Source organism: Pseudomonas sp. B21-047 (assembly GCF_024748775.1).
In the GTDB taxonomy this organism is placed as follows: Bacteria; Pseudomonadota; Gammaproteobacteria; order Pseudomonadales; family Pseudomonadaceae; genus Aquipseudomonas; species Aquipseudomonas capeferrum.
Genome location: NZ_CP087169.1, coordinates 5182389 through 5203145, shown reverse-complemented (window position 1 = coordinate 5203145; position 20757 = coordinate 5182389). Strand labels below are relative to the sequence as shown.

Below are 20757 nucleotides of genomic sequence, written 5' to 3'. Positions count from 1 at the left end.
CGGTTTGTAGGAGCGGCCTTGCGTCGCGAAAGGGGTGCGAAGCGGCCCCGGCAATCTCTGCTGTGACATAGAACCTGGGGCTGCTGCGCACCCCTTTCGCGACGCAAGGCCGCTCCTACAAAGGCCCGCAAGGTGGTTTCCACAAGGTCATTCGGGCAGCAATCTGTCGCGGCTGTTGGACAGGTGCAGGCACATCGCCGCCCGCGCGGCATCCGGGTCCTGGCGGCGGATGGCATTGAGAATCGCCTCATGCTCCAGGTTGGCCAGGTACGCATGCCGGGCCAACCTGGCCCCGGCACGTTCGGCCAGGGCCATGCGGTTACGTGGGATCAGGCCGCTGCCAAGCTGCACCATCATTTCGCTGAAATACAGGTTGCCGGTGGCCTCGGCGATCAACAGGTGGAAGCGCCGGTCAGCCTCGATGCAACTGTCGCCGGCGGCCGCCAGGTCTTGATAGTCGTCCAGCGCCTGGCGCATGCGTGCCACGTGCCCGTCGTTGCGACGCACCGCGGCGAGGGCGGCGGCCTGGCCTTCGAGGCCGATGCGCAGCTCCAGCAGGTCGCGCACGCTGGCGGCGTTTTCTGCGCCAACGCGCAGGCCTGCCTGGGGCTGGCGCTCGATCACGAATGTACCGATACCGTGGCGGGGCTCCACCAGCCCTGAGGCCTGCAACTTCGACAAGGCTTCGCGCACCACAGTGCGGCTGACCCCATGCTCGCGCACCAGGGTGTTTTCCGAGGGCAACTTGTCGCCGGGTTTGAACGTGCCCAGCAAAATCTGCTGGGTCAGGCTGGAAACCAGGTCGTGGGCGCGGCTGTGGCCGCGAACACGGGTGGGGGCTGTGTCCATGGTGGGCTCGGTGTTATCGGTTGGCTTGTACGACAAGTTAATTCATAAAAATAATCTCTGCTGGTTTTTAGTCTGCTGAAGCCAGCGCTGTGCGCAGTTTTTTTTGAAAGATCGCAGCATTTTCTCATTATGAAAGCTTGTATTTTGCCTTTTTAGCGATTTTATCGATCTTGTCGTACAACTTCGCGAAGCCTATGCTCCCCCCACTGTCATGTCAGACAACCCGCATAAAAACAACTAGTGGGAGACCCGCAAAGTGAACGACACCCTCGCTCCGCCTGCCTGCAATGGCGGCGACACACTGGCCAGCGCCGTGGCCAAGGTCAAACGCCATGTGCTGCCGCTGTTCGTCATCATGTTCATCGTCAACTACCTCGACCGCGTCAACATCGGCTTCGTCCGCCCCCACCTTGAAAGCGACCTGGGCATCAGTGCGGCGGCCTATGGGTTTGGCGCCGGGCTGTTCTTCATCGGCTATGCACTGTTCGAAGTGCCCTCCAACATGCTGCTGCAGCGTGTCGGCGCTCGGCTGTGGCTGACCCGCATCATGTTCACCTGGGGGCTGGTGGCCACGGCCATGGCCTTCGTCCAGACCGAAACCCAGTTCTATGTGCTGCGGTTTCTGCTGGGCGTTGCCGAGGCCGGCTTCTTCCCCGGGGTGATCTACTACTTCACCCGCTGGTTGCCAGGCGCCGAGCGCGGCAAGGCGATTGCCATCTTCCTCAGCGGTTCGGCGCTGGCCTCGCTGATCTCCGGCCCGCTGGCCGGCGCATTGATGCAGATTCAGGGGCTGGGCTTGCACGGCTGGCAGTGGATGCTGTTCATCGAAGGCATGGCGTCGGTGACGCTGTGCTTCTTCGTATTCTTCTGGCTCGACTCCAAACCGCAGGATGCCAAGTGGTTGAGCCAGGCCGAGCAGGCGGCGCTGGTGCAGGCCATCGACAGCGAGCAACGTCAGCGTGAGGCAGTCGGCGCGGTCAAGCTTTCTGCCTGGAGCCTGCTCAAGGATCGCCAGATCGTGCTGTTCTGCCTGATCTACTTCTGCATCCAGTTGACCATCTATGCCGCGACCTTCTGGTTGCCGAGCATCATCAAGCGCATGGGCGACCTCAGCGACCTGCAAGTCGGCTTTTTCAACTCGATCCCCTGGCTGATCTCGATTCTGGCCATGTACGCCTTCGCTTCCGGTTCCAGCCGCTGGAAGTTCCAGCAGGCCTGGGTGGCCGCCGCGTTGGTGATCGCCGCCATCGGCATGTTCATGTCCACCACCGGTGGCCCGGTGTTCGCCTTCGTCGCCATCTGTTTTGCCGCCATCGGGTTCAAGTCGGCCTCATCACTGTTCTGGCCGATCCCCCAGGGCTACCTGGACGCCCGCATCGCGGCGGCCGTGATCGCGCTGATCAACTCGGTCGGCAACCTCGGCGGCTTCGTCGCGCCCACCACCTTCGGCCTGCTCGAACAACAGACCGGCTCGATACAGGGCGGCCTGTACGCCTTGGCGGTGACGTCGGTGCTGGCGGCGATCGCCGTGTTCTTCGTCCGCACCCGCCCCAAGGGCGCCCCTTCCGATGAGCTCAAGGCGCCTTCGGCCCTGGGCCAGACCCACTGATGACTGCGAGATAAAAACCATGAACATGCAGACGACAACCGCCGTGCACTCCGCCACCCCCGTGGTCACCGACCTGCGCGTGATCCCGGTGGCCGGCCACGACAGCATGCTGCTCAACCTCAGTGGCGCCCATGGCCCGTACTTCACCCGCAACGTGGTGGTGCTGCGCGACAGCGCGGGCAACACCGGCCTGGGCGAAGTGCCGGGTGGCGAGATGATCCGCCAGACCCTGGAAGACGCCCGCAGCCTGGTAGTCGGTCAGCCCATTGGCCATTACCAGCGCGTGCTCAATGCCATGCGCCAGGCGTTCGCCAACCGCGATGCCGGCGGCCGCGGGTTACAGACCTTCGACCTGCGCATCGCTGTGCACGCGGTCACCGCCGTCGAGTCGGCCTTGCTCGACTTGCTCGGCCAGCACTTGCACGTGCCCATGGCCGCATTGCTGGGTGAAGGGCAGCAACGTGAAGCGGTGAAGATGCTGGGTTACCTGTTCTACATCGGCGACCGCCAGCAGACCGACCTGGCCTACCGCGCCGAGGCCGATGCTGACAATGACTGGTTCCGCCTGCGCCATGAGCCGGCGCTGACGCCCGAAGCCGTCGTGCGCCTGGCCGAAGCCGCCCGCCAGCGCTATGGCTTCAGCGACTTCAAGCTCAAAGGTGGCGTACTGCGCGGCGAGGAAGAAATGGAGGCGGTGACCGCCCTGGCCGAGCGCTTCCCCGATGCACGCATCACCCTCGACCCGAACGGCGCCTGGTCACTCAAAGAGGCCATCGCCCTGTGCCGTGACAAGCACGACGTGCTGGCCTATGCCGAAGACCCTTGCGGTGCCGAGAACGGTTACTCGGGCCGTGAGGTGATGGCCGAGTTCCGCCGCGCCACTGGGTTGCCCACCGCCACCAACATGATCGCCACCGACTGGCGGCAGATGGGCCATGCGATCCAGTTGCAGTCCGTGGACATCCCCCTGGCCGACCCGCACTTCTGGACCTTGCAGGGCTCGGTACGGGTGGCGCAGATGTGCCATGACTGGGGGCTGACCTGGGGCTCGCACTCCAACAACCATTTCGATATCTCGCTGGCCATGTTCACTCAGGTGGCCGCAGCGGCGCCGGGCGAGATCACCGCCATCGATACCCACTGGATCTGGCAGGACGGCCAACGCCTGACGCGTGAGCCGCTGCGCATCGTCGATGGCCAGGTGCGCGTGCCTGCGCGGCCGGGGCTAGGGGTGGAGATCGATGAGGACCAGTTGGCCAAGGCGCATGAGTGCTACTGCAACATGGGGCTCGGCGCGCGCGATGACAGCGTGGCGATGCAGTTTCTGATACCGGGCTGGCGCTTCGACAACAAGCGGCCTTGCCTGGTGCGCTGAGTCACGGCGGTTCGTTACCCCGATAAACCCGCTCCCGCTTGGGAGCGGGTTTTTTCATGCATGGCCGATACACACCCAAATGAAAAGCGATAGCGCCAGACGGCCGGATGGCGCGTTTGGACATGCCAATCGCGACATCTGACGGGAATGGAAAAGCGTTGTCGTGATCGCACACCTGCGGGACGTTCTCGTGTAATTTTCCTACGCCTTACGGGGCTTAAATGAACCCCGAATTCTACTGATGTGTTGCTCTGAAAGCGTGCAGAAGGCCAACAACAGCGCGTGAGCGACGTGTCATTTCAATGGCCTCTCAAGGAGATATTGTTCGCCTACGCCTGCCCCCGTCCTTCCTTGTGTCAGCAAAAAGAGAACAAGATCAATGAACACCGTGGGATCTGATGGCAACCTTGCACAAGGTTTCAAGCCACGTCATGTAACGATGTTGTCCATCGCGGGCATCATCGGTGCGGGACTTTTCGTAGGCTCCGGGCACGCGATCGCTGCGGCCGGGCCAGCCACCATAATTTCTTACTTCGTGGCCGGTACCTTGGTGGTACTGGTCATGCGCATGCTCGGCGAGATGGCCGTAGCGCACCCTGACACCGGATCGTTCTCCACCTACGCTGACCAGGCCATCGGTCGCTGGGCTGGCTACACCATCGGCTGGTTGTACTGGTGGTTCTGGGTGTTGGTGATCCCCATCGAGGCACTGGCGGCAGGGCATGTGCTGAACGCCTGGTTCCCGCAGGTGGACAGCTGGATCTTCGCCCTGGCTTCGGTGCTGCTGCTGGCGGGCACCAACCTGTTCAGCGTGGCCAAGTACGGTGAGTTCGAATTCTGGTTCGCGATTCTCAAGGTCACGGCGATCCTTGGCTTCATCGGCCTGGGCTTCGCGGCGCTGATGGGCTGGTTGCCAAACCGTGAAGTCAGCGGGTTGAGCGGGTTGATCGCCGAGCACGGTGGCTTCGCGCCCAAGGGCTGGTCAGCGGTCATCGGCGCGTTCATTACCGTGATGTTCAGCTTCATCGGTACCGAGGCTGTGACCATCGCCGCCTCCGAGTCCAGCGACCCCTCACGCAACATCGCCAAGGCCACGCGTTCGGTGATCTGGCGGATCAGTACCTTCTACATCCTGTCGATCTTCGTGATCATCTCGGTGGTGCCGTGGAACGATCCACAGCTGGCGGTGGTGGGCTCCTACCAGCGTGCGCTGGAGATCATGAACATCCCCAACGCGGCCTTCATGGTCGACCTGGTGGTGCTGGTGGCGGTGACCAGCTGCATGAACTCGTCGATCTACATTGCTTCGCGGATGATGTATTCGCTGGCCAAGCGCGGTGATGCACCGGCCTTCCTGAACAAAACTTCGAAAGTCGGCGTGCCGCGCTCTGCGGTGTTCGGCAGTACCTTGATCGGCGCGGCCATTGCTGTGCTTAATTACTTCGCGCCCAAGGGCGTGTTCGAGTTCCTGCTGGCCAGCTCCGGCGCCATCGCCTTGCTGGTGTACCTGGTCATCGCCATCTCCCAGTTGCGCATGCGCCGCCGGCTGGAGCGCGAGAACACCGAGCTGAAGTTCCGCATGTGGCTGTTCCCGTGGTTGACCTGGGCCGTGATCATCTTCATCGCGGCGGCGCTGGCGGTGATGATGTACACGCCTGAGCACCGGGTGGAAGTGAGCTCGACACTGGGCTTGGCGATTGTGATTTCCTTCTTGGGGATCGTCACTTCGCGGGGGCATGCGCAGGTGGTGGCGGCGCGGTCGGTGGGGTGATGGAGTGGTGGGGGCAGGTGCTTGGCTTGGGTTTTGTAGTGGCGCTCGATCGCACAGGCGCTGAAAATGCCGAGGCGAACACTGACGCCCCACCACCCTTCAAACAGCCAATCAGCGGCGCACCCTTTCGATATACCTGACCACCGCTGGCGCCTTCTCGAAACGCCGATGAATCAGGCTCAGCCACGAACTGGCCTGGCAATCGGCAATGCGTCGGTAATTCACCTGCGCCAAGCTGATGCGCTGCACCACCGACTCCGGCACCACGGCTATGCCCTGGCCCAACGACACCAACGTGATCACCGCCACCAGGCTACCGGGTTGCGGGCCCAGTCGCGGGACAAAACCCCCTTGTGCCGCCACTTCCAGCGTGCCGGAAATCTGCTCGGGCAGGATGAAGGTTTCACCGGCCAGGCGTGCCGCCGGGATCTGTGGCAGCTCGTTGATCCGTGAGCTGGCGGGCAGGGCGAGGACAAAACCTTCCTGGTGCAGGCCGATGGCTTGCAGCGTGTCAGGCAGCTCCATGGGCGAACGCACGTAGGCGAGGTCGAGCAGGCCGTCGCTGACCCTGTCGGGCAGCTCGGCCATGGGCAGTTCGCGGATGTTCAGGCGCACGCCGGGGTGGCTTTCGCTGAAGCCGATCACTTGCCGCTGCAGCATGCCCGAATAGGCAGCAGAGGCCACATAGCCCAACTCGATGCTGCCACTCTCGCCTCGGCCCGCACGCTGCGCACCCAGTTGCGCCGCGTCGAACTGGCGTACGGCCTGTTCGGCTTCGATCAGCAAGGCTTGGCCGGCGGCGGTGAGGTTGACCTCGCGCTGGCTGCGTTCGAACAGGCGTACGCCCAGCTCGCGTTCCATGTCCTGGATCTGCCGGCTGAGGGTGGGCGGGGCGATGCCCAGCTGTTCCGCAGCCCGGGTGAAATGGCCATGTTGGGCGACGCAGAGGAAGTAGCGGAAATGGCGGATTTCCATGCGGTGTTACCTGCAAGCTAATGACGCGGGCCTTGGCGGCTAACAAGCCTCGGGGCTGACGGCGTTAAGGTGAGGACAACACTACAAGGCTGGTGGCGTGGCGGCAAAGGTATCGGCAGTTGCCGGTGACACAGCAAGGGGCCCCATGACAACCAGCCCGCTTCTGGAGCCTTGCCATGCCCATCACCGCTTCCCCGCGCTTCACCTTGCTCACCGCCTCGCTGGTCTGTGCGCTGATCATCCTCGACACCAACATCGTTGCCGTCAGCCTGCCCAGTATCGCCCGCGACTTGTCCGGCTCGTTTGCCGACATCGAATGGGTGGTCAGCGCGTATCTGCTGGCCTTCGCCGCGTGCCTGCTGCCCGCCGGCAGCCTGGCCGACCGCTTCGGTCGGCGGCGCATGCTGCTTATCGGCCTGGCCGTGTTTGGTGCCGCTTCGCTGGCCTGTGGCGCCGCCCCCACCCTGATGTTCCTTGACCTGGCCAGGGCCGCCAAGGGCATCGGCGCGGCCATGCTACTGACAGCCGCCCTCGCGGCCATCGGCCATCGCTTCCACGAACCCCAGCAACGCCTGAGCGCCTGGGCCTTCTGGGGCGCCTGCATGGGCGCCACCATCACCTTCGCACCCCTGCTCGGCGGGGTGATTGCCAGCACCCTGGGCTGGCGCTGGATCTTCTACATCAACCTGCCGCTGGTGGTGGTGCTGGCAGTGATGGTGCTGCGCAGCGTCGAGCCCTCGCGCGACAGCGCCGCAGCACGCCTCGACCCGTGGGGTAGCCTGACGTTCGCCGGCAGCCTGGGTTACCTGATCTGGGCCATGATCGACGCCAACCAGGTCGGCTGGGGCAGCGCCCAGACCCTGGGGCGGATGCTGATCAGCGCGTTCCTGTTCGGCCTGTTCATCATGGTCGAGCGCAGCCAGGCGCGGCCGATGATCGACTTGCGGCTGATGCGCAGCGGGCGCTTCGTCGGTGCCTTGCTGGGCATGTTCGCCTACGCCGCCTGCGCCCAGGTGATGATGACCCTGTTGCCGCTGTACCTGCAGAACGGCCTGCAACTGTCGGCCCTGGCGGCCGGTGCGGGCATGCTGCCATTCGCCGTGGCCATGTTGCTGACCCCGCGGCTGGGCATGCGCCTGGCTGCGCACTTGAGCCCGGCGCAGGTGTTCACCCTTGGCCTGGTGCTGGTGGGGGTGGGCAACCTGCTGTGTGCCTGGGCCGCAGGCTACGGCGGCTACACCGCCTTTGCCCTGGCCAGCCTGGTGCTGGGCGCGGGCGCAGGCCTGCTCAATGGCGATACGCAGAAGAACATCATGGCCTGCGTGCCGCGTGAGCGCACCGGCATGGCTTCCGGGCTGAGCACTACCACGCGGTTCGGCGCGATTGTGCTGGCCATCGGTGTGCTTGGGGGTGTACTGGCTACCCGTAGCGGGCAATTGCTCTACGACTCGATGGCCGCCGTGGCGCCCGCGCAGCTGGGCCAGGTTGCCGCGATGGCCACGCGGGTTGCGGCGGGCGACCTGCAGGCGGCGTTGGCCGTGCTTGAGCCCGGCTTGCGGGAGGCGGTGGCCCCCTTGGCCCGCCAGGCGTTCATGGGTGGGTTCGAGGCAGTGTTGCAGGCCGCAGGTGTGGCGGCGCTGCTGTTCGCGGTATTGGTCGGCGCGTTGCTGAGCCGGCCACTGCCCGCCCTGCAGGAAGCGCTGGTGGCGGACGGGCAGTTGTAGGGCCGGCGGCTTTTGCACAATGTTGTGAAAATAAATGAGGTGTTTTCTCATTCTCGTTCGGCTTGTAGGGAAGGCCGGAATACAGGCCAGTCCGCCAGCACTCCACGGAGCGAGAAAATGAGTTCGACCCCGGTTCCCCAGCGCCACCCCTTGAATCGAGCCTTGCACGGCGCCTTCCTGGGGCTGGTTGTCAGCAGCTATGCGTTGCCGTCGCTAGCGCAACCATTGCCTGCTGATCACAACAACCCGCTGCAGCAGTGGAGCATCCCTGCCGGCCCGCTGGCGCCGGCGCTTGACCGCTTTGCGCGGCAGGCAGGTGTCAGCCTTTCCTACGATGCGCAGAGCATCGCCGACCGCACGACCCAAGGCGTACAAGGCCCGCTTGAAGCACCGGCAGCCCTGTCGTCGTTGTTGCAGGGCACCGAGCTACAGGCGCAGCAGCAAGGCCCGAACGCCTACCTGGTGATCCCGCAAGTAAAGCCTGCCGGCCCGCTCGAACTGGGTGCGACCGAGGACTATCGCCTTGCGCCGGTCATCATCAATGCCAAGGTCAAGGCCAGTGCTGACGACGACACCGACTCGGTGGTTGCCAAGGAGCTTTGGGTGGGTGGCAAGGTCGCCACCAGCATCCTCAACACACCTGCGTCCGTGTCTGTGGTTACCCGCAAGGAAATGGAGCAGCGCAGTGTCAGCACCACGGAAGAGGCGCTGCTCTACACCCCCGGCGTCATCAGCGACTTTTATGGCTCGGACGACCGCAACGACTACTTCCAGATCCGCGGCTTCCAGGCCACGACCTACCGCGATGGCCTCACCTTGAGCTCGATGCGCGGCGTGCGTGAAGACCCGTTCGCCTACGAGCGCATCGAGATTCTGCGCGGCGCCAACTCCACCCTGTTTGGCCCGGCAGACCCAGGCGGCTCGGTAAACTTCGTGACCAAACAGCCGCGCTTCGAGCAGTTCGGCCAAGGCTACGTGACCTACGGCTCCTATGACCATGCCGAAACAGGCATCGATGTAGGCGATGCCCTGAACGACGAAAAAACCCTGGCCGGCCGCTTCACCGCCAAGCTGCAGAACAGCGACCGCGAGTACGACCATTCCCAGGACGACAACCGCTTCGTGATGGGTGGCCTGACCTGGGCGCCCACCGACTACACCTCCGCCACAATGATTCTGGACTACCTGAAGACCGACAGTTCGCCGAACAGCGGTGGTTACCCGCTGGACAAGGAATACGACCGCAGCGATTTTTACGGTGAGCCCAGCTACAACTTCCACAACGTCGAGCGCACCAGCCTCAGCGGTAATATCACCCACGACTTCGACAACGGCTTCGTGCTGCGCAGCAACCTGCGTTACAGCGAGTTGAGCGATGACTTTGACTACGCCTACCTCAGCGATAGCCCGACGCGCGTTGGCACCACCATTCCCCGCTACGTGTTTGGTACCGACAGCGACGCCGACCAACTCAACGGCAACCTGATGCTGCAGTACGATGCCCAGTTCGAGCACGTCGACAGCAGCACCCTGGTGGGGGTGGAGTATCTGGACTCGACCACCAAGCAAAGCTCCGTCTATGGCCTGGCGCCTTCGATCGACATCGCCAACCCGGTATTCACCGGTGTGCCAGGCGGCATCACGCCCTATACCCGCAAAAAGAATGACGCCACGACCAAGGCGGTGTTCCTGCAGCAGAACCTGTCGTTCTACGACCGCGTCATCGCCACTGCGGGCGTGCGTAATGACTCCATGGAGCTGTCCAGCAAGGAGTACATCGGCGCGGTGGGGAGTGAAAGCGACAACTTCTCCGAAACCTCTTACCGCGGTGCGCTGACCTACATCGTCAACGATGAGGTTTCGACCTACGTGAGCATGGTCGAATCGGTCTCGCCGCCCCAGGTCGGCGTCACCCCGCAGACCGGCCGGCAGTACGAAGTGGGTATCAAGTATTCGCCCATGGGCATGGACGCGTTGTTCTCCGCTGCCATTTATGACCTGACCCAGGAAAACGTCACCATCGCCGTGGTGCTACCGAGCGGCATCATCGAGCAGCAGACGGTAGGTGAGTCCCGCGTGCGCGGCCTTGATCTGGAAGCCAAGGCGCAAGTGACGCAGAACATCAGCGTGATCGGGGCTTATTCGTATATGGAGTCCGAAGTGCTGCGCGGGGCGTTGTATGACGGCTCGTCGCTCAAGGGTAAGGAATTTACCACCGCGCCGAAGCATTCGGCTTCGTTGTGGAGCTACTACAGCATTCCCGATACAGACGTGAGTGTCGGCCTGGGCGCGCGGTATGTTGGCGCTTATTACATGGATGCTGCCAATACCAAGAAGAGCGATGGGACCACGTTGTTCGATGCGGCTTTGAACTACCGAATTGCCAAGGGCACCGACCTTGCCCTGAATGTCAGCAACCTGTTTGATGAGCAGCATGTGGTGGGTTCTGGCACGGCGAACTACTACAACCCGGGGCGCGAGTTCACGGCCAAGTTGAGTTACAACTGGTAAGGCGGGCTTTTGTGAGGCCCGCCTCGCGGCGGGCCAGCAAGCGGCCTGATGCGCTAGCCAGGCTGCCCAGAGGTGGCGTAATGCAATTATTTTTACCCGCTCGTTCAACAATTTAAGCCAGAAAATTTGGGCTGCGACGCAACGTTCGCGGTGGCTAGGGGTCAATCAAGCAAGTTGATGGCAAAAGGCCCCTATCGCATAAAGGTGAATGGATAGTGGAAAATCGCCGTCCGACCCTCGGCAGGGTCCATCGTAGCGGCCCCAGGCGCGCTTGAAAGCAGGATGGACAGACCGGGTCGAGGGCGAACTTCAAGCCTTGAACGATCACACTCTAAACGCGAAATACCCTGTGTCCGTACAGGGTTTATGGAGAGGTCTGGACCACGATCCAGGCCTGTCATGGAGGATATGTTGCGAAATCTGCTGTTCACCCTGCCCGCCATCCTGTCGGCCTGGCCCTTGCGCCAGCGCTGCCCGGTCGCCTGCCCGGCATTCTGAACGCTCATGAATGACCAGGCTGTATAGATCGAAAGATTAGTCCTGCCACGCATTTTTCAAAGTGGTGTTCTGATGGTGCGCCCCCTCGCCTAAGGGGTGCGGCACCTTATGGCCTTGCCGATGAATAAAACCCTTTGAAATCAGGTATTTATTGCCTTTTAGCGGCAGTGCGCAGCTATGAATAACCCTGTCTTTCCCATGGTCAAGGCGTCATGACGGGTGGTCCAGAAATGGCATGAGGGTTTATGAAGGGGTAACAGAGGCGTGCAAAAATACGTCGCGGATTGCAAGGATTGTCCCTATCTGTCAAAATTTCGGTGTTGCACCTTTCTAAGTTTTGGCTGAAAATGCTGCTCACGGAGCGAGATATGGATGAACTCGAGTCAACGACAACATCATGGGGCAGCAGGTCCAGCGAAGACGTGGATGTACGCGCGCTGCGCCGCTACAACCGAATGCTCTGCGTGCTGCTGGATGTCGGTGAGTGGGCCTGCATGGCCTTGCTCCCCTGTGTAGCGGTCGCCGCCATCTGGCTCGTGACACAAACGAATTTTGAAAACGTCGTGTTCTATGACGGAACCGACTCGATTTGCATTTACGACGGAACGACAGGGGAAATCCGGAATGTCGAGTAAGGAAACCCAGCACGGAACCCCGAGTGGCGATGGGCCGGAAGCTCGTCGGGGCACCGATGAAGAGAAGCTGCTGGAGCTGGCGCTGGACGAAACGCCCGGGGAGGCAGCGGCTACCGTCCGGGAAGTCAAGCGTCTGCAGCTGGAGTGCCTCGACCTCAAGCGCCGTAACAAGCGCGTCTGGGGCCAACTGTTGGCACTCACATGCGTATTCGGCTTGACCATCGGCGCCGTCGTTTTCTGGTACCCGAAGTACCGCTGGATCCCGACCACGGATAACCACGCCATCTGTGAAGTCTCGACTGAAAGCAACCCACGGGTCACCCCTGCGACCTTGGCTGAGTACGCCAAAGACGCCGTCGTCAATTCGTATTCCTACGACTATGTGAATTACCGCTCCAACCTCAATGCCGCCGGTGCCCGCTGGTACACGGATGACGGGCGCAAGGCCTTCCTGAAGACGCTGGACGACTCGGGGAACCTGGAGCGCGTGCTCAAGGGCCGGATGATATTGCGTGCCATGGCGACTCAAGTTGCCCAGGTCGAAGAAAGCGGTGTGCTCGCAACAGGTCAGAACTACTGGCTGGTACAGGTGCCTGTCGCCATCGAATTCTATGTCGGTGGTGACCAGCAGGCGCGCTCGCGCCAGGACTTCCTGGCGGCTGTCACCATCGTTCAGATCCCGGCTTCGGCCACTAACACCAAAGGGATCGCCGTCGATTCTGTTCAGCTGTCGCCGTATATCTCAAGGAAGTGACCATGAAGAAGCATCTGATCGCATCGTTGATTGCGAGCGCTATTGTCATGCCTGCGTTTGCCAACGAGCCGCAAATCGCGCCCGTTACCGCCGATGGCGCCGGGCAAGTCGATGCCGCGCAGGCCAATGAAGCGCCACCCCTGCCGCCCATGAACGGCCTCGGTCGGCAAGTAGCCAGCGCTGCTCAAGTGGTCTACCCACGTCCGGAAGATGTCGTCAACGAAACCATTCAGGATGTGCAGGACTCGCAACTGACCCCTGCGCAACTGGAGCTGGTCAAAAAGCTCTGGCTCGATCGTGAAAAACAGAAAGCCACGCCCTACGTCAGCCCGGCCAAGCCTGTGACTCGCACCCTGGCACTGAACCTGGATCCGGGCGTGTCGCCGCCCATCGTTCGCCTGAGCAAAGGCCAGCAATCATCGATCGTGTTCTCTGACTATGCCGGGCAACCGTGGATGATCCAGAACGTCTCGATCAACCGTGAGTTGTTCAGCGATGGGCGCGAGCGCGGTGCGCAAGGCGGTCAGGGGCAGGGCGGCGGCGTCACGCCTACCAACATCCTGACCCTGGACCCAGCCACTGCTGCTGCCTATGGCAACGTGACCGTCACCCTGCGTGGCCTGTCCACCCCGATCATTCTGATTCTGGCCGCAGGCCAGGAGGAAGTGGACATGCGGGTGGATGCCAAGGTGCCAGGGCGCAACCCTGACGCTGCGGCCTCGGTTGCCCTGCAGAACATGCCAAGCATCGACAATGCGCTGACCTACTTCCTCGATGGCGTGCCGCCGAAGGAAGCGCTGCGCCTGAGGGTGACCGGGTTGGATGGCGTGGAGGCCTGGAGCTATCGCCAGAACATGTATGTGAAAGCGAAGGCTGACGCTCAGTACCCGGCGTACACCAACGCTGCGCGCAGCACGACTGGGGTGGCCGTGTATCGCTACGCCGGCTTGCAGAACAGCGTCACGTTCACGACCGGTGGGCAAGCCGTTACCGTCTTCATCGAGCAAGGGAATCTGCAATGAGTGAGAACAATACACCGCCCAGTGACGCAGGCTTTGATGAAGAGCACGATCACCTGGTGGCCGATCGCGACGAAGCCTCTGCCGGGAAGTCGGACAAGGCGCGCAAGTCGAACGAGATGCAGCGCAATCTGCAAGCCGTGTTCGGCTCGGGTGTTGGCAAGGTCTCGCTGATTGCTGCTGGCATCGTGGTGGTTGCGTTGGGGGCGCTGGCCTACAACGGCATGACCGCCAAGGACGAGCCGGTCGGCCAGACAGCCAAGGTCGATGTGCCTCGTGCGCCACAGCCCGAAGTGTCGGTCGATCCGATTTCGGCTGCCGAAGCCGAACGTCGCAACCAGCGCAGCTCACTGGAAGCTCAGCAGGCCGCCGAGCGCGGCATGTCGTATCAGCCGGGCTTCGACCCCAACATCGTGGCCTCCACCAGCAAGGACTACGCCCGCGATCAGGCGGTGCAGTTCAATGTACCTGGGCAACCCTACAACGATACCAGTGCTCCGCCGCCGATCTATGTCGGGGCCGGCCAACCGCCCCGCGAAGAGGCGGCGAACGCTGCGCTAGCGGCTCGCCAGCAAGGTGGTGCGGGCAACGCCCAGGTAGAGGAGCAGGAGCGTCGGCGCCTGGAGGAAGAGCTGAAAAAGGCCCGCCAAGAGCGCGATGCCTACGTCAGCGAGCTGAAAAGCGAAACGCTCAAGTCGATCAAGCAGCTCATGGGCGAGTCGGAAAGCGCCAAAGGGTTTGCTGAAAAAAGCAGCTTCAGCACGGTCAGCTACTACCCGGCCGAGCGCGCTGTGGCCGACGACGGGGGCGCTATGGCGCGTACCGCCAAGGACAAGAAAGACCCCAGCGCCATCGAGGCCGTGGGCGATACCGACCGCGAATTGCTGATCAAGACCGGCACGATCATGTATGCCACGCTCGATGCCGAGGTCAACACCGATGACGGCGGCGATGTCCTGGCAACCATCCGTGGCGGCAAGTGGAACGGCTCCAAACTGATCGGCAAGATCGAGCAGGCGCCGGACAACATCCGCGTCAAGTTCACCATTCTTGCGCCGCCGGTAAACGACACACGCCCCACCATGCGTATCAGTGCAGTGGCGCTTCGCGAAGACGATGCCAAGCAAGGCATTGCCGAGACGAAGGACCACCACACCATGGAGCGCTACTTTGCACTGGGCGCTGCCTCGCTGCTGTCCGGTTACGGCCGGGCCTACCAGCAGACGGCGGGCACCACGGTCATCAGCCCGAGCGGCGTAGTGGCCCAGACCACCACCGAGCCTTCCTCCAAGCAGGTTATCGGCATGTCGGTTGGTGAGCTGGGTACCTCCATCGCCTCGGAAGTGCGCCGTGGGTTCAACCGGCCTGCTACTTACGCGACGCCTGCGAACAAGGGCTTTGGCCTGTTCTTCCTGCAAGACGTTCACGATCAATCTCGATAAGGAGTTCGACATGAAGAACTGGTCGTTCGGAAAACTTTTAGGCGTTTTTGCCGGCAGCTTCGTGGCCCTCATCCTCATCGCCGTGATGGTGATGAAGGTGTCGTCTTCGCCCGCCAAAGCCAAGCGCATGACGCCAGCCCAGGCGCAGGCTGCGCAACAGCCGCGGATGGATGTGCTGAGCATTGAGTTGGCCAAGTCCAAGGAGCAGGCGCAAGCCGCCCTCGAGGCCCAGCAGAACAGTGAGAAACAGCTGAAGATCGTGCGTCAGGAATCCCAGCACAATACCCAGCTGCTGCTCAACCAGATCAAGCAGCTGGATAGCACCCTCTCTGGGCTGAACCAGCGCATGGACTATTTCGAGGCGAGCCGTCAGCGGGTAGACATCGTCAAGCCGCCGCGCAAGGCCCCGGTAGCCACCCCGGCACAAGGGCTTGCCAAAGGCGGCCATGCAATCCCGCAGTCCAGTGGCTACAAGGTGCAGGCGATTGTCGGGCACCGCGCCTGGGTCAAGAGCGGCGAGCGTGAAGACAGCGTAAAAGCCGGCGAAAGATTGCCGCCTGTACAGCGTGAACTGAATGTACTCGCGGTGGATGGCAACAGTGGCATCGTGGTCACCGCGCCCGCGCTTTAAATAGGGAAATACACATGGCAGCCGGATATGCCGATCTCGTAGATGTGATGGTCAACATCGGTAAAGTCATACCGACGGCGATCATGATGTGCCAGGGTATTGCCGCGCTTATCGGGCTTTACCTGACCTCTGCTGCGTTGGTGGAAATTTGGGGCGTTACCCACGACAACGCATTGAAGTATGTTGCCGGGCGCCAGCGGTTTTCCGTCGGTTCAGCGTGTGTGCAATTGGTCATTGGCTCGATTTTACTGGCCATCGGCACACTGGAGTGGATGGGTATCATGTCGCGCACGTTGACAGGCGATTATGCCAACTCGCGCATGCTGTCTTATTCCTCTTCCGGGAGCACGTTGCAAGCGCAAGCACAACTGGCAACGCTGGCCCTGTTGGGCATCATGCAAGTGGTCGGTTTCATTGCCATGGTGAAAGGCTGGTTGACGGTTAACGGTTATTACAACAATCAAACGCAAGCCGGCTTGGGTACTGCCAGTGGGTGGATTATTGGCGGCATCTTGGCGTGGAACTTCAAATGGTTCAGCGATGTACTCAACAACACAATCGGATTCAATCTGGTTGGACTTTTCACGCCGTGGTCGTAACGGCTTCACGCACTATGAAACCCAAGGAGCGTCACTCATGAAAGCACTCAAAACCCTTAAAGCTGCTTACGATTCGGCCAAAGTTCGCGCAATTACCGCTGCTGTCGGCGCCCTGACCGCGCCATCGGCATTCGCCATCACCAAGACCGACCTGACCCAGGATACCTCTGGCGGCAAGACGGCCAGCGATGTCATGACCAACATCGACGACACCGCCCAGGGCGGTGCCACGCTGCTGATCTCCCTGGTGTCGATTGGTGGCTTCGTGGTCGTGGCCATGTCGCTTTACACCCTGTGGAAAGCTTCCAAGGACGAGCGTGAAAAGCCACTGTCCGCCATCGTCGGCCTGTTCATCGGCGGCTTGATGGCGGGTGTCGGTACCGTGATGTGGATCATGCGCAACACCACCGTCGGCTAAGGCTGCGCGCCGCCTACCGTAGCGCGGGGCGCAATGCCCCGCATTCTCAATAACCGTTTCGGGGATTTCAGACGTGAGCGAACAACCCTCTCCTGAGAACAAGGCCGTCAATGTCCCCACCCTGGCAAGTGGCTATCTCAGCCGTACTGCCAACCAGCCGGTATTTGGTGTGCGTCGACCGCTTTGGCGCTCCGACGATGACCAACGCACGTTGCTGAGTGAAGCGAACGCCAAACTTCGCACGGCCGTGTGGCAGCGCGACAATTACACCTGCCGCTTCTGTGGTTTCAAGTCTGCCAAGTTTCAGGAACTTCACGCGCTGGATGGCAATGCCGAAAACTGCAGCAAAGAGAATCTCGTCACTGCGTGCAACTTGTGCCGCCAGGTGCATCACCTGGGCGCGTGTGCCATGAACAACACGGGCTTTTTCGTGGCCGTTCAGGAGTTGACGCAGACCGAAATCAACCTTATTGCCCGTTGTATTTACGTGAACGAATTGCTGGGCGATGTGGCCGTCAACGAGAAACTGGCCAGCCTGCTGGCGGCGTTCAAGTTTCGTGGCAGCGACACCCTCAAGGAAGTGTATGGCGGTGAACTGATCACCGTGCTTGGCGTGGCAGAAACACTCGCCAGCAAGCACCTGGTCAGTGATGAGGAATACGCCAGGCGTGGTGAGTGGCTGGCCCCGCTGCGCCTGTTTCCCACCAAGCGCGCATTCAAGGACGGGCAACTTGAATACTACGCAACGCATAACCGCGCGCTGTTTTTGCCCGACAGTTGGTCTGCATTGACCGGCCAACTATTCAAGCATTTTGCTTAATGCACCCGAACGCAGAGCTGATCAGCCTCGCCGTTGAGAACGTTATCAAGGGAGAACAAGGACATGTTTAACAAACTCGAGGCGGTGATCCTGACGGTTCTGAGCCAGCTCAAAGCAGACGTGCAGGACTACTGCGATCTGGAGACGGTCGATGGTGGGCAGTCCATCGTCGCCAACGACGGTTCGCTGGCTTCAATCGTGCGCTTCAACGGCACCAAGAGCGTGCTGGGTCGCGAACAGTTCGAACGGCTCGTGAGCTTGCTGGAAGCATCGCTTGCCGTGTACTTCAAGGTGCGCGGCCATCACCTGCAGATTGTCTTCAGCCGTGACCTGGATGCCACCGCGCCGCTGGAGCAGAACGCCTTGCAGCAGGCGGCTACCGCCGAGCGGCTGAACCTGAACGTACGCCACCTGATCAATGAAGGGGTAAAAAAGTACGCGCAGTATGTGTATGACGAAGAATGCTACCTGGTGTTCTGGTCGCGGCCCGCGCTGCTTGACCAGACTGAAAAGACGATGGCCCGCGAAGCCACCAACGAGTTCAGAAAAGCCTCGGACTGGCCCGCTACCGCCGAGGCGCAGAACCTGCTGCGCCCCATCTCCTACCTCAAGGATCGCCACCTTTCCTTCGTCGCCAAGATTACCGAAGACCTGACGTCCCCCGAGTTCGGCTGCTCGGCCGATGTGCTCGACGTCAGCGAAGCGATTCGCGCAATCCGTGCCAAGGTGAACCCCGACATTACTCCGCGTAGCTGGAAGCCTTACATTCCTGGCAGCGCAATCCCGATGCGCTGGAAGGCCAACAACCGCAGCAATGACAAGTCGGAGTTCATGTACCCCACGCTGCCCAGCCAGATCATGGTCACCTCTGGCGAAATTGGCAGTGGGCAGCGCACAAGCCTGCTGCCAGACCCCACCAGCGTCAGGGTCGGCTCGCGGGTGTATGCGCCTTTGCTGATGTCGATTCCGCCGGCAGAGCCGCAGTACTTCAATACCCTGTTCAACAGCCTCAACCGTGCAGAAACCCAGGAAAACGGCGTGTCCAGGGCCTTGCCGTACTCCATGTCGATCATGCTGTCTTCCGATGGCATGAGTGTGCTGGCCTGGAAAAGCCTGTTTGCCCAACTGCTTTCGGTCACCTCCGAACAGAACCGCAACATCAACCTGGCCACCAAAGAACTGCGCGAGCGTGTGCGCGACGGCGAGTGCATGGTAAAGCTGCAAATTGCCGCGATGACCTGGTCCAGCCCCGACGAGAAAGGCGTGAAGGAACTTGCGCTGCGCAAATCGAAGCTGTGGCGCACCCTGGAGGCATGGGGGCAACCGGTATTCATCGAGCGTACCGGCAACCCGATGCAGGCGTTCCAGTCCAACTGCCTGGCCTTGACCACCAAGCACCTCGGCGACCCTGCGGCCGCGCCGCTGGGCGATGCGGTGGCCATGCTGCCGCTGACCCGGCCCGCGTCGCCGTTCCAGGAGGGGTCGACCATCTACCGTAGCCTGGATGGCAAGATCCTCAAGTATCAGCGCTTCTCGTCCCAGCAGACCACATGGATCACCTTGATCGCCGGCAAGCCGGGTTCGGGCAAATCGGTGTTGATGAACAACAACCATTTCGAGTCCTGCCTGATGCCGGGCCTGACGGGCCTGCCCTACATCGGCATTACCGATATCGGGATTTCCTCGTCCGGCTTCTGCGACCTGGTTCGCGACAACCTGCCACCCAGGCTTCATCACCTGGTGGTGTACAAACGTTTGCAGAACGCCAGAAAAGACTGCATCAACCCGCTTGATACGCCGCTGGGCCAGCGTTATCCACTGCCAAAGGACCGTGAGTTCAACAAGAACTTCCTGACCATCCTGGTGACGCCGCCCGAGCGCGAAAAGCCTTACGAAGGGATGAGCAACTTTGTGGGGCGCATGGTCGACCTGGCCTACCGACGCAAGGACGACAAGATCGAGCGGGCCAGCCCGGAGACCTACAAGCCCGGGCACAACGACGTGGTGGACACGGCGGTGGCGCAGCTGGGCTTCCGCATTCTTCCTGCCACCACCTACTGGGAACTGGTCGATGCGATGTTCGACGCCGGCATGGTGTACGAAGCCGAGGTGACCCAGCGCTATGCGGTGCCGACCCTCAATGATCTGGTAGCGGTGGCATCGACCGAAGAGGTTCGCGCCGAATACGAAGGCTCTGGTGAGGTGGGGCGCAGCCTGGTCGATGCCTTCATCCTTGGCATTCGCGAATCGGTCGGCGACTTCCCGGTGTTCTCCGACCACACCCGCTTCGACGTGGGCAGTGCCCGCATCGTTGCCCTCGACCTGCAGGACGTGGCGCTGCAGGGCTCTGCTTCGGCCAAGAAGCAGACTGCACTGATGTACATGATCGCTCGCCAGTGCTTCATGAAAAAGGTGGCCTTCTCGAAAGAGGACTTCCCCTTCTTCACCGAGAAGTACCTGCCGTTCTACGAGCGTCTGGTCGCCGACCTGGTAGACGAATACAAGGTCATGTGCATGGACGAGTTCCACAAGACGGGCGGCCACTCCGGGCTTCAGGAACAGATGCAGACCGACGGCCGTGAGGCGCGAAAGTGGAACATGGAAATCATCCTCGCTTCCCAGTTGATGGAGGACTTCGGCCCGCTCACCAAGATCGCCACGGCCACGTTCATCCTCGACTCGGGCACCAAGGAAACCCGCGACTGGCTCCGCAAGAACATTGGCCTTTCCGATACCGAAGAACATGCGCTGGTCAATTTCGTCCACGGTGCGAACAAGCACGGCTGTACGTTCCTGGCGCGTTTCGAGACCAAGAATGCCAGCTACAGCCAGCTGTTCACCATGTCTGCCGGGCCGATGCGGCTCTGGGCACTGACCACCACCGCCGAAGACCGCAAGCTGCGCACCATGCTCTATGAGCATATGCCGCGCCCGGATGCGTTGGCGCTGCTTGCCCGACGCTTCCCGTCAGGGGGCTGCAAGGACATGGTCGAGCGGCTCAAGCGCGAAACGTTCAAGGACGTCGAGTTTGTCGATGACGACATGGAGCAGTCCGTGATTGCGCGGATCGCCAAGGATTTGGTCGCTGACTACATCAGCGCCAGTGCATTCGAAGACGTGGTTTAAG

The 20757-nt window shown here is 61.5% G+C and carries 16 protein-coding genes; 14 read left to right on the top strand and 2 right to left on the bottom strand.

Annotated elements, in window-relative coordinates; translation table 11 throughout:
- Nucleotides 1–147: 147 nt before the first annotated feature.
- Nucleotides 148–849: a FadR/GntR family transcriptional regulator gene (locus LOY26_RS23520; RefSeq protein WP_033702574.1), complete on the bottom strand. Its 702-nt coding sequence runs from the start codon at nt 847–849 to the stop codon at nt 148–150.
- A gap of 256 nt (nt 850–1105) precedes the next feature.
- On the opposite strand from LOY26_RS23520, the gene LOY26_RS23515 reads away from it, so the two are divergent.
- The 3 genes from LOY26_RS23515 to gabP all read left to right on the top strand — a co-directional run bounded on the left by LOY26_RS23515 (nt 1106) and on the right by gabP (nt 5604).
- On the top strand, nt 1106–2458 hold the full coding sequence (locus tag LOY26_RS23515; protein WP_033701668.1) for an MFS transporter: 1353 nt from the start codon (nt 1106–1108) through the stop codon (nt 2456–2458).
- 19 nt (nt 2459–2477) lie between these two features.
- Entirely contained in the window at nt 2478–3833 is a 1356-nt protein-coding gene (gudD, locus tag LOY26_RS23510; RefSeq protein WP_258714171.1) for a glucarate dehydratase, read from the top strand.
- Nucleotides 3834–4212: 379 nt separating this feature from the next.
- A complete protein-coding gene (gene gabP / locus LOY26_RS23505; RefSeq protein WP_186652632.1) occupies nt 4213–5604 on the top strand; it encodes a GABA permease in 1392 nt (463 codons plus the stop codon).
- Between the two features lie 111 nt (nt 5605–5715).
- Here the strand turns inward: gabP and LOY26_RS23500 are convergent, their stop codons facing one another.
- Nucleotides 5716–6579 (bottom strand): LysR family transcriptional regulator, encoded by an 864-nt coding sequence (locus tag LOY26_RS23500; protein WP_186652631.1) that lies wholly within the window; start codon nt 6577–6579, stop codon nt 5716–5718.
- Between the two features lie 176 nt (nt 6580–6755).
- Here LOY26_RS23500 and LOY26_RS23495 point away from each other — a divergent pair, with 176 nt between their 5' ends.
- The 11 genes from LOY26_RS23495 (at nt 6756) to LOY26_RS23445 (ending at nt 20756) form a co-directional block, all read left to right on the top strand.
- Entirely contained in the window at nt 6756–8303 is a 1548-nt protein-coding gene (locus LOY26_RS23495; protein ID WP_258714170.1) for an MFS transporter, read from the top strand.
- Between the two features lie 117 nt (nt 8304–8420).
- Nucleotides 8421–10814, top strand: coding sequence for a TonB-dependent siderophore receptor (locus LOY26_RS23490; protein WP_258714169.1), 2394 nt, complete (start codon nt 8421–8423; stop codon nt 10812–10814).
- Nucleotides 10815–11680: 866 nt separating this feature from the next.
- Nucleotides 11681–11947, top strand: a complete 267-nt coding sequence (locus LOY26_RS23485) for a hypothetical protein (protein ID WP_095063969.1) — start codon at nt 11681–11683, stop codon at nt 11945–11947.
- Nucleotides 11937–12701, top strand: a complete 765-nt coding sequence (locus LOY26_RS23480) for a DotI/IcmL family type IV secretion protein (protein ID WP_095063844.1) — start codon at nt 11937–11939, stop codon at nt 12699–12701. The genes LOY26_RS23485 and LOY26_RS23480 overlap by 11 nt, the downstream gene beginning before the upstream one ends.
- A gap of 2 nt (nt 12702–12703) precedes the next feature.
- Nucleotides 12704–13723, top strand: coding sequence for a DotH/IcmK family type IV secretion protein (locus LOY26_RS23475; RefSeq protein WP_095063843.1), 1020 nt, complete (start codon nt 12704–12706; stop codon nt 13721–13723).
- Complete coding sequence (locus LOY26_RS23470) at nt 13720–15162, top strand: DotG/IcmE/VirB10 family protein (RefSeq protein ID WP_186652627.1); 1443 nt, start codon at nt 13720–13722, stop codon at nt 15160–15162. The genes LOY26_RS23475 and LOY26_RS23470 overlap by 4 nt, the downstream gene beginning before the upstream one ends.
- A 10-nt stretch (nt 15163–15172) precedes the next feature.
- Nucleotides 15173–15793, top strand: a complete 621-nt coding sequence (locus LOY26_RS23465; protein ID WP_095063841.1) for a type IV secretion protein DotF — start codon at nt 15173–15175, stop codon at nt 15791–15793.
- Between the two features lie 14 nt (nt 15794–15807).
- Nucleotides 15808–16392 (top strand): type IV secretion protein DotIE, encoded by a 585-nt coding sequence (locus LOY26_RS23460; protein WP_095063840.1) that lies wholly within the window; start codon nt 15808–15810, stop codon nt 16390–16392.
- Nucleotides 16393–16429: 37 nt separating this feature from the next.
- Nucleotides 16430–16810, top strand: a complete 381-nt coding sequence (locus tag LOY26_RS23455) for a hypothetical protein (protein WP_095063839.1) — start codon at nt 16430–16432, stop codon at nt 16808–16810.
- Nucleotides 16811–16883: 73 nt separating this feature from the next.
- Entirely contained in the window at nt 16884–17630 is a 747-nt protein-coding gene (locus LOY26_RS23450; protein ID WP_095063838.1) for an HNH endonuclease, read from the top strand.
- Between the two features lie 63 nt (nt 17631–17693).
- Nucleotides 17694–20756, top strand: a complete 3063-nt coding sequence (locus tag LOY26_RS23445) for a type IV secretion protein DotO (RefSeq protein WP_095063837.1) — start codon at nt 17694–17696, stop codon at nt 20754–20756.
- The last annotated feature ends 1 nt before the right edge of the window (nt 20757 follow it).

What these genes read in the sequence shown, in the direction of transcription:
- LOY26_RS23520 (WP_033702574.1), bottom strand. Translation starts at nt 849, where the DNA reads ATGGACACAGCCCCCACCCGTGTTCGCGGCCACAGCCGCGCCCACGAC.
- gudD (WP_258714171.1), top strand. Translation starts at nt 2,478, where the DNA reads ATGAACATGCAGACGACAACCGCCGTGCACTCCGCCACCCCCGTGGTC.
- gabP (WP_186652632.1), top strand. Translation starts at nt 4,213, where the DNA reads ATGAACACCGTGGGATCTGATGGCAACCTTGCACAAGGTTTCAAGCCA.
- LOY26_RS23500 (WP_186652631.1), bottom strand. Translation starts at nt 6,579, where the DNA reads ATGGAAATCCGCCATTTCCGCTACTTCCTCTGCGTCGCCCAACATGGC.
- LOY26_RS23495 (WP_258714170.1), top strand. Translation starts at nt 6,756, where the DNA reads ATGCCCATCACCGCTTCCCCGCGCTTCACCTTGCTCACCGCCTCGCTG.
- LOY26_RS23490 (WP_258714169.1), top strand. Translation starts at nt 8,421, where the DNA reads ATGAGTTCGACCCCGGTTCCCCAGCGCCACCCCTTGAATCGAGCCTTG.
- LOY26_RS23485 (WP_095063969.1), top strand. Translation starts at nt 11,681, where the DNA reads ATGGATGAACTCGAGTCAACGACAACATCATGGGGCAGCAGGTCCAGC.
- LOY26_RS23480 (WP_095063844.1), top strand. Translation starts at nt 11,937, where the DNA reads ATGTCGAGTAAGGAAACCCAGCACGGAACCCCGAGTGGCGATGGGCCG.
- LOY26_RS23475 (WP_095063843.1), top strand. Translation starts at nt 12,704, where the DNA reads ATGAAGAAGCATCTGATCGCATCGTTGATTGCGAGCGCTATTGTCATG.
- LOY26_RS23470 (WP_186652627.1), top strand. Translation starts at nt 13,720, where the DNA reads ATGAGTGAGAACAATACACCGCCCAGTGACGCAGGCTTTGATGAAGAG.
- LOY26_RS23465 (WP_095063841.1), top strand. Translation starts at nt 15,173, where the DNA reads ATGAAGAACTGGTCGTTCGGAAAACTTTTAGGCGTTTTTGCCGGCAGC.
- LOY26_RS23460 (WP_095063840.1), top strand. Translation starts at nt 15,808, where the DNA reads ATGGCAGCCGGATATGCCGATCTCGTAGATGTGATGGTCAACATCGGT.
- LOY26_RS23455 (WP_095063839.1), top strand. Translation starts at nt 16,430, where the DNA reads ATGAAAGCACTCAAAACCCTTAAAGCTGCTTACGATTCGGCCAAAGTT.
- LOY26_RS23445 (WP_095063837.1), top strand. Translation starts at nt 17,694, where the DNA reads ATGTTTAACAAACTCGAGGCGGTGATCCTGACGGTTCTGAGCCAGCTC.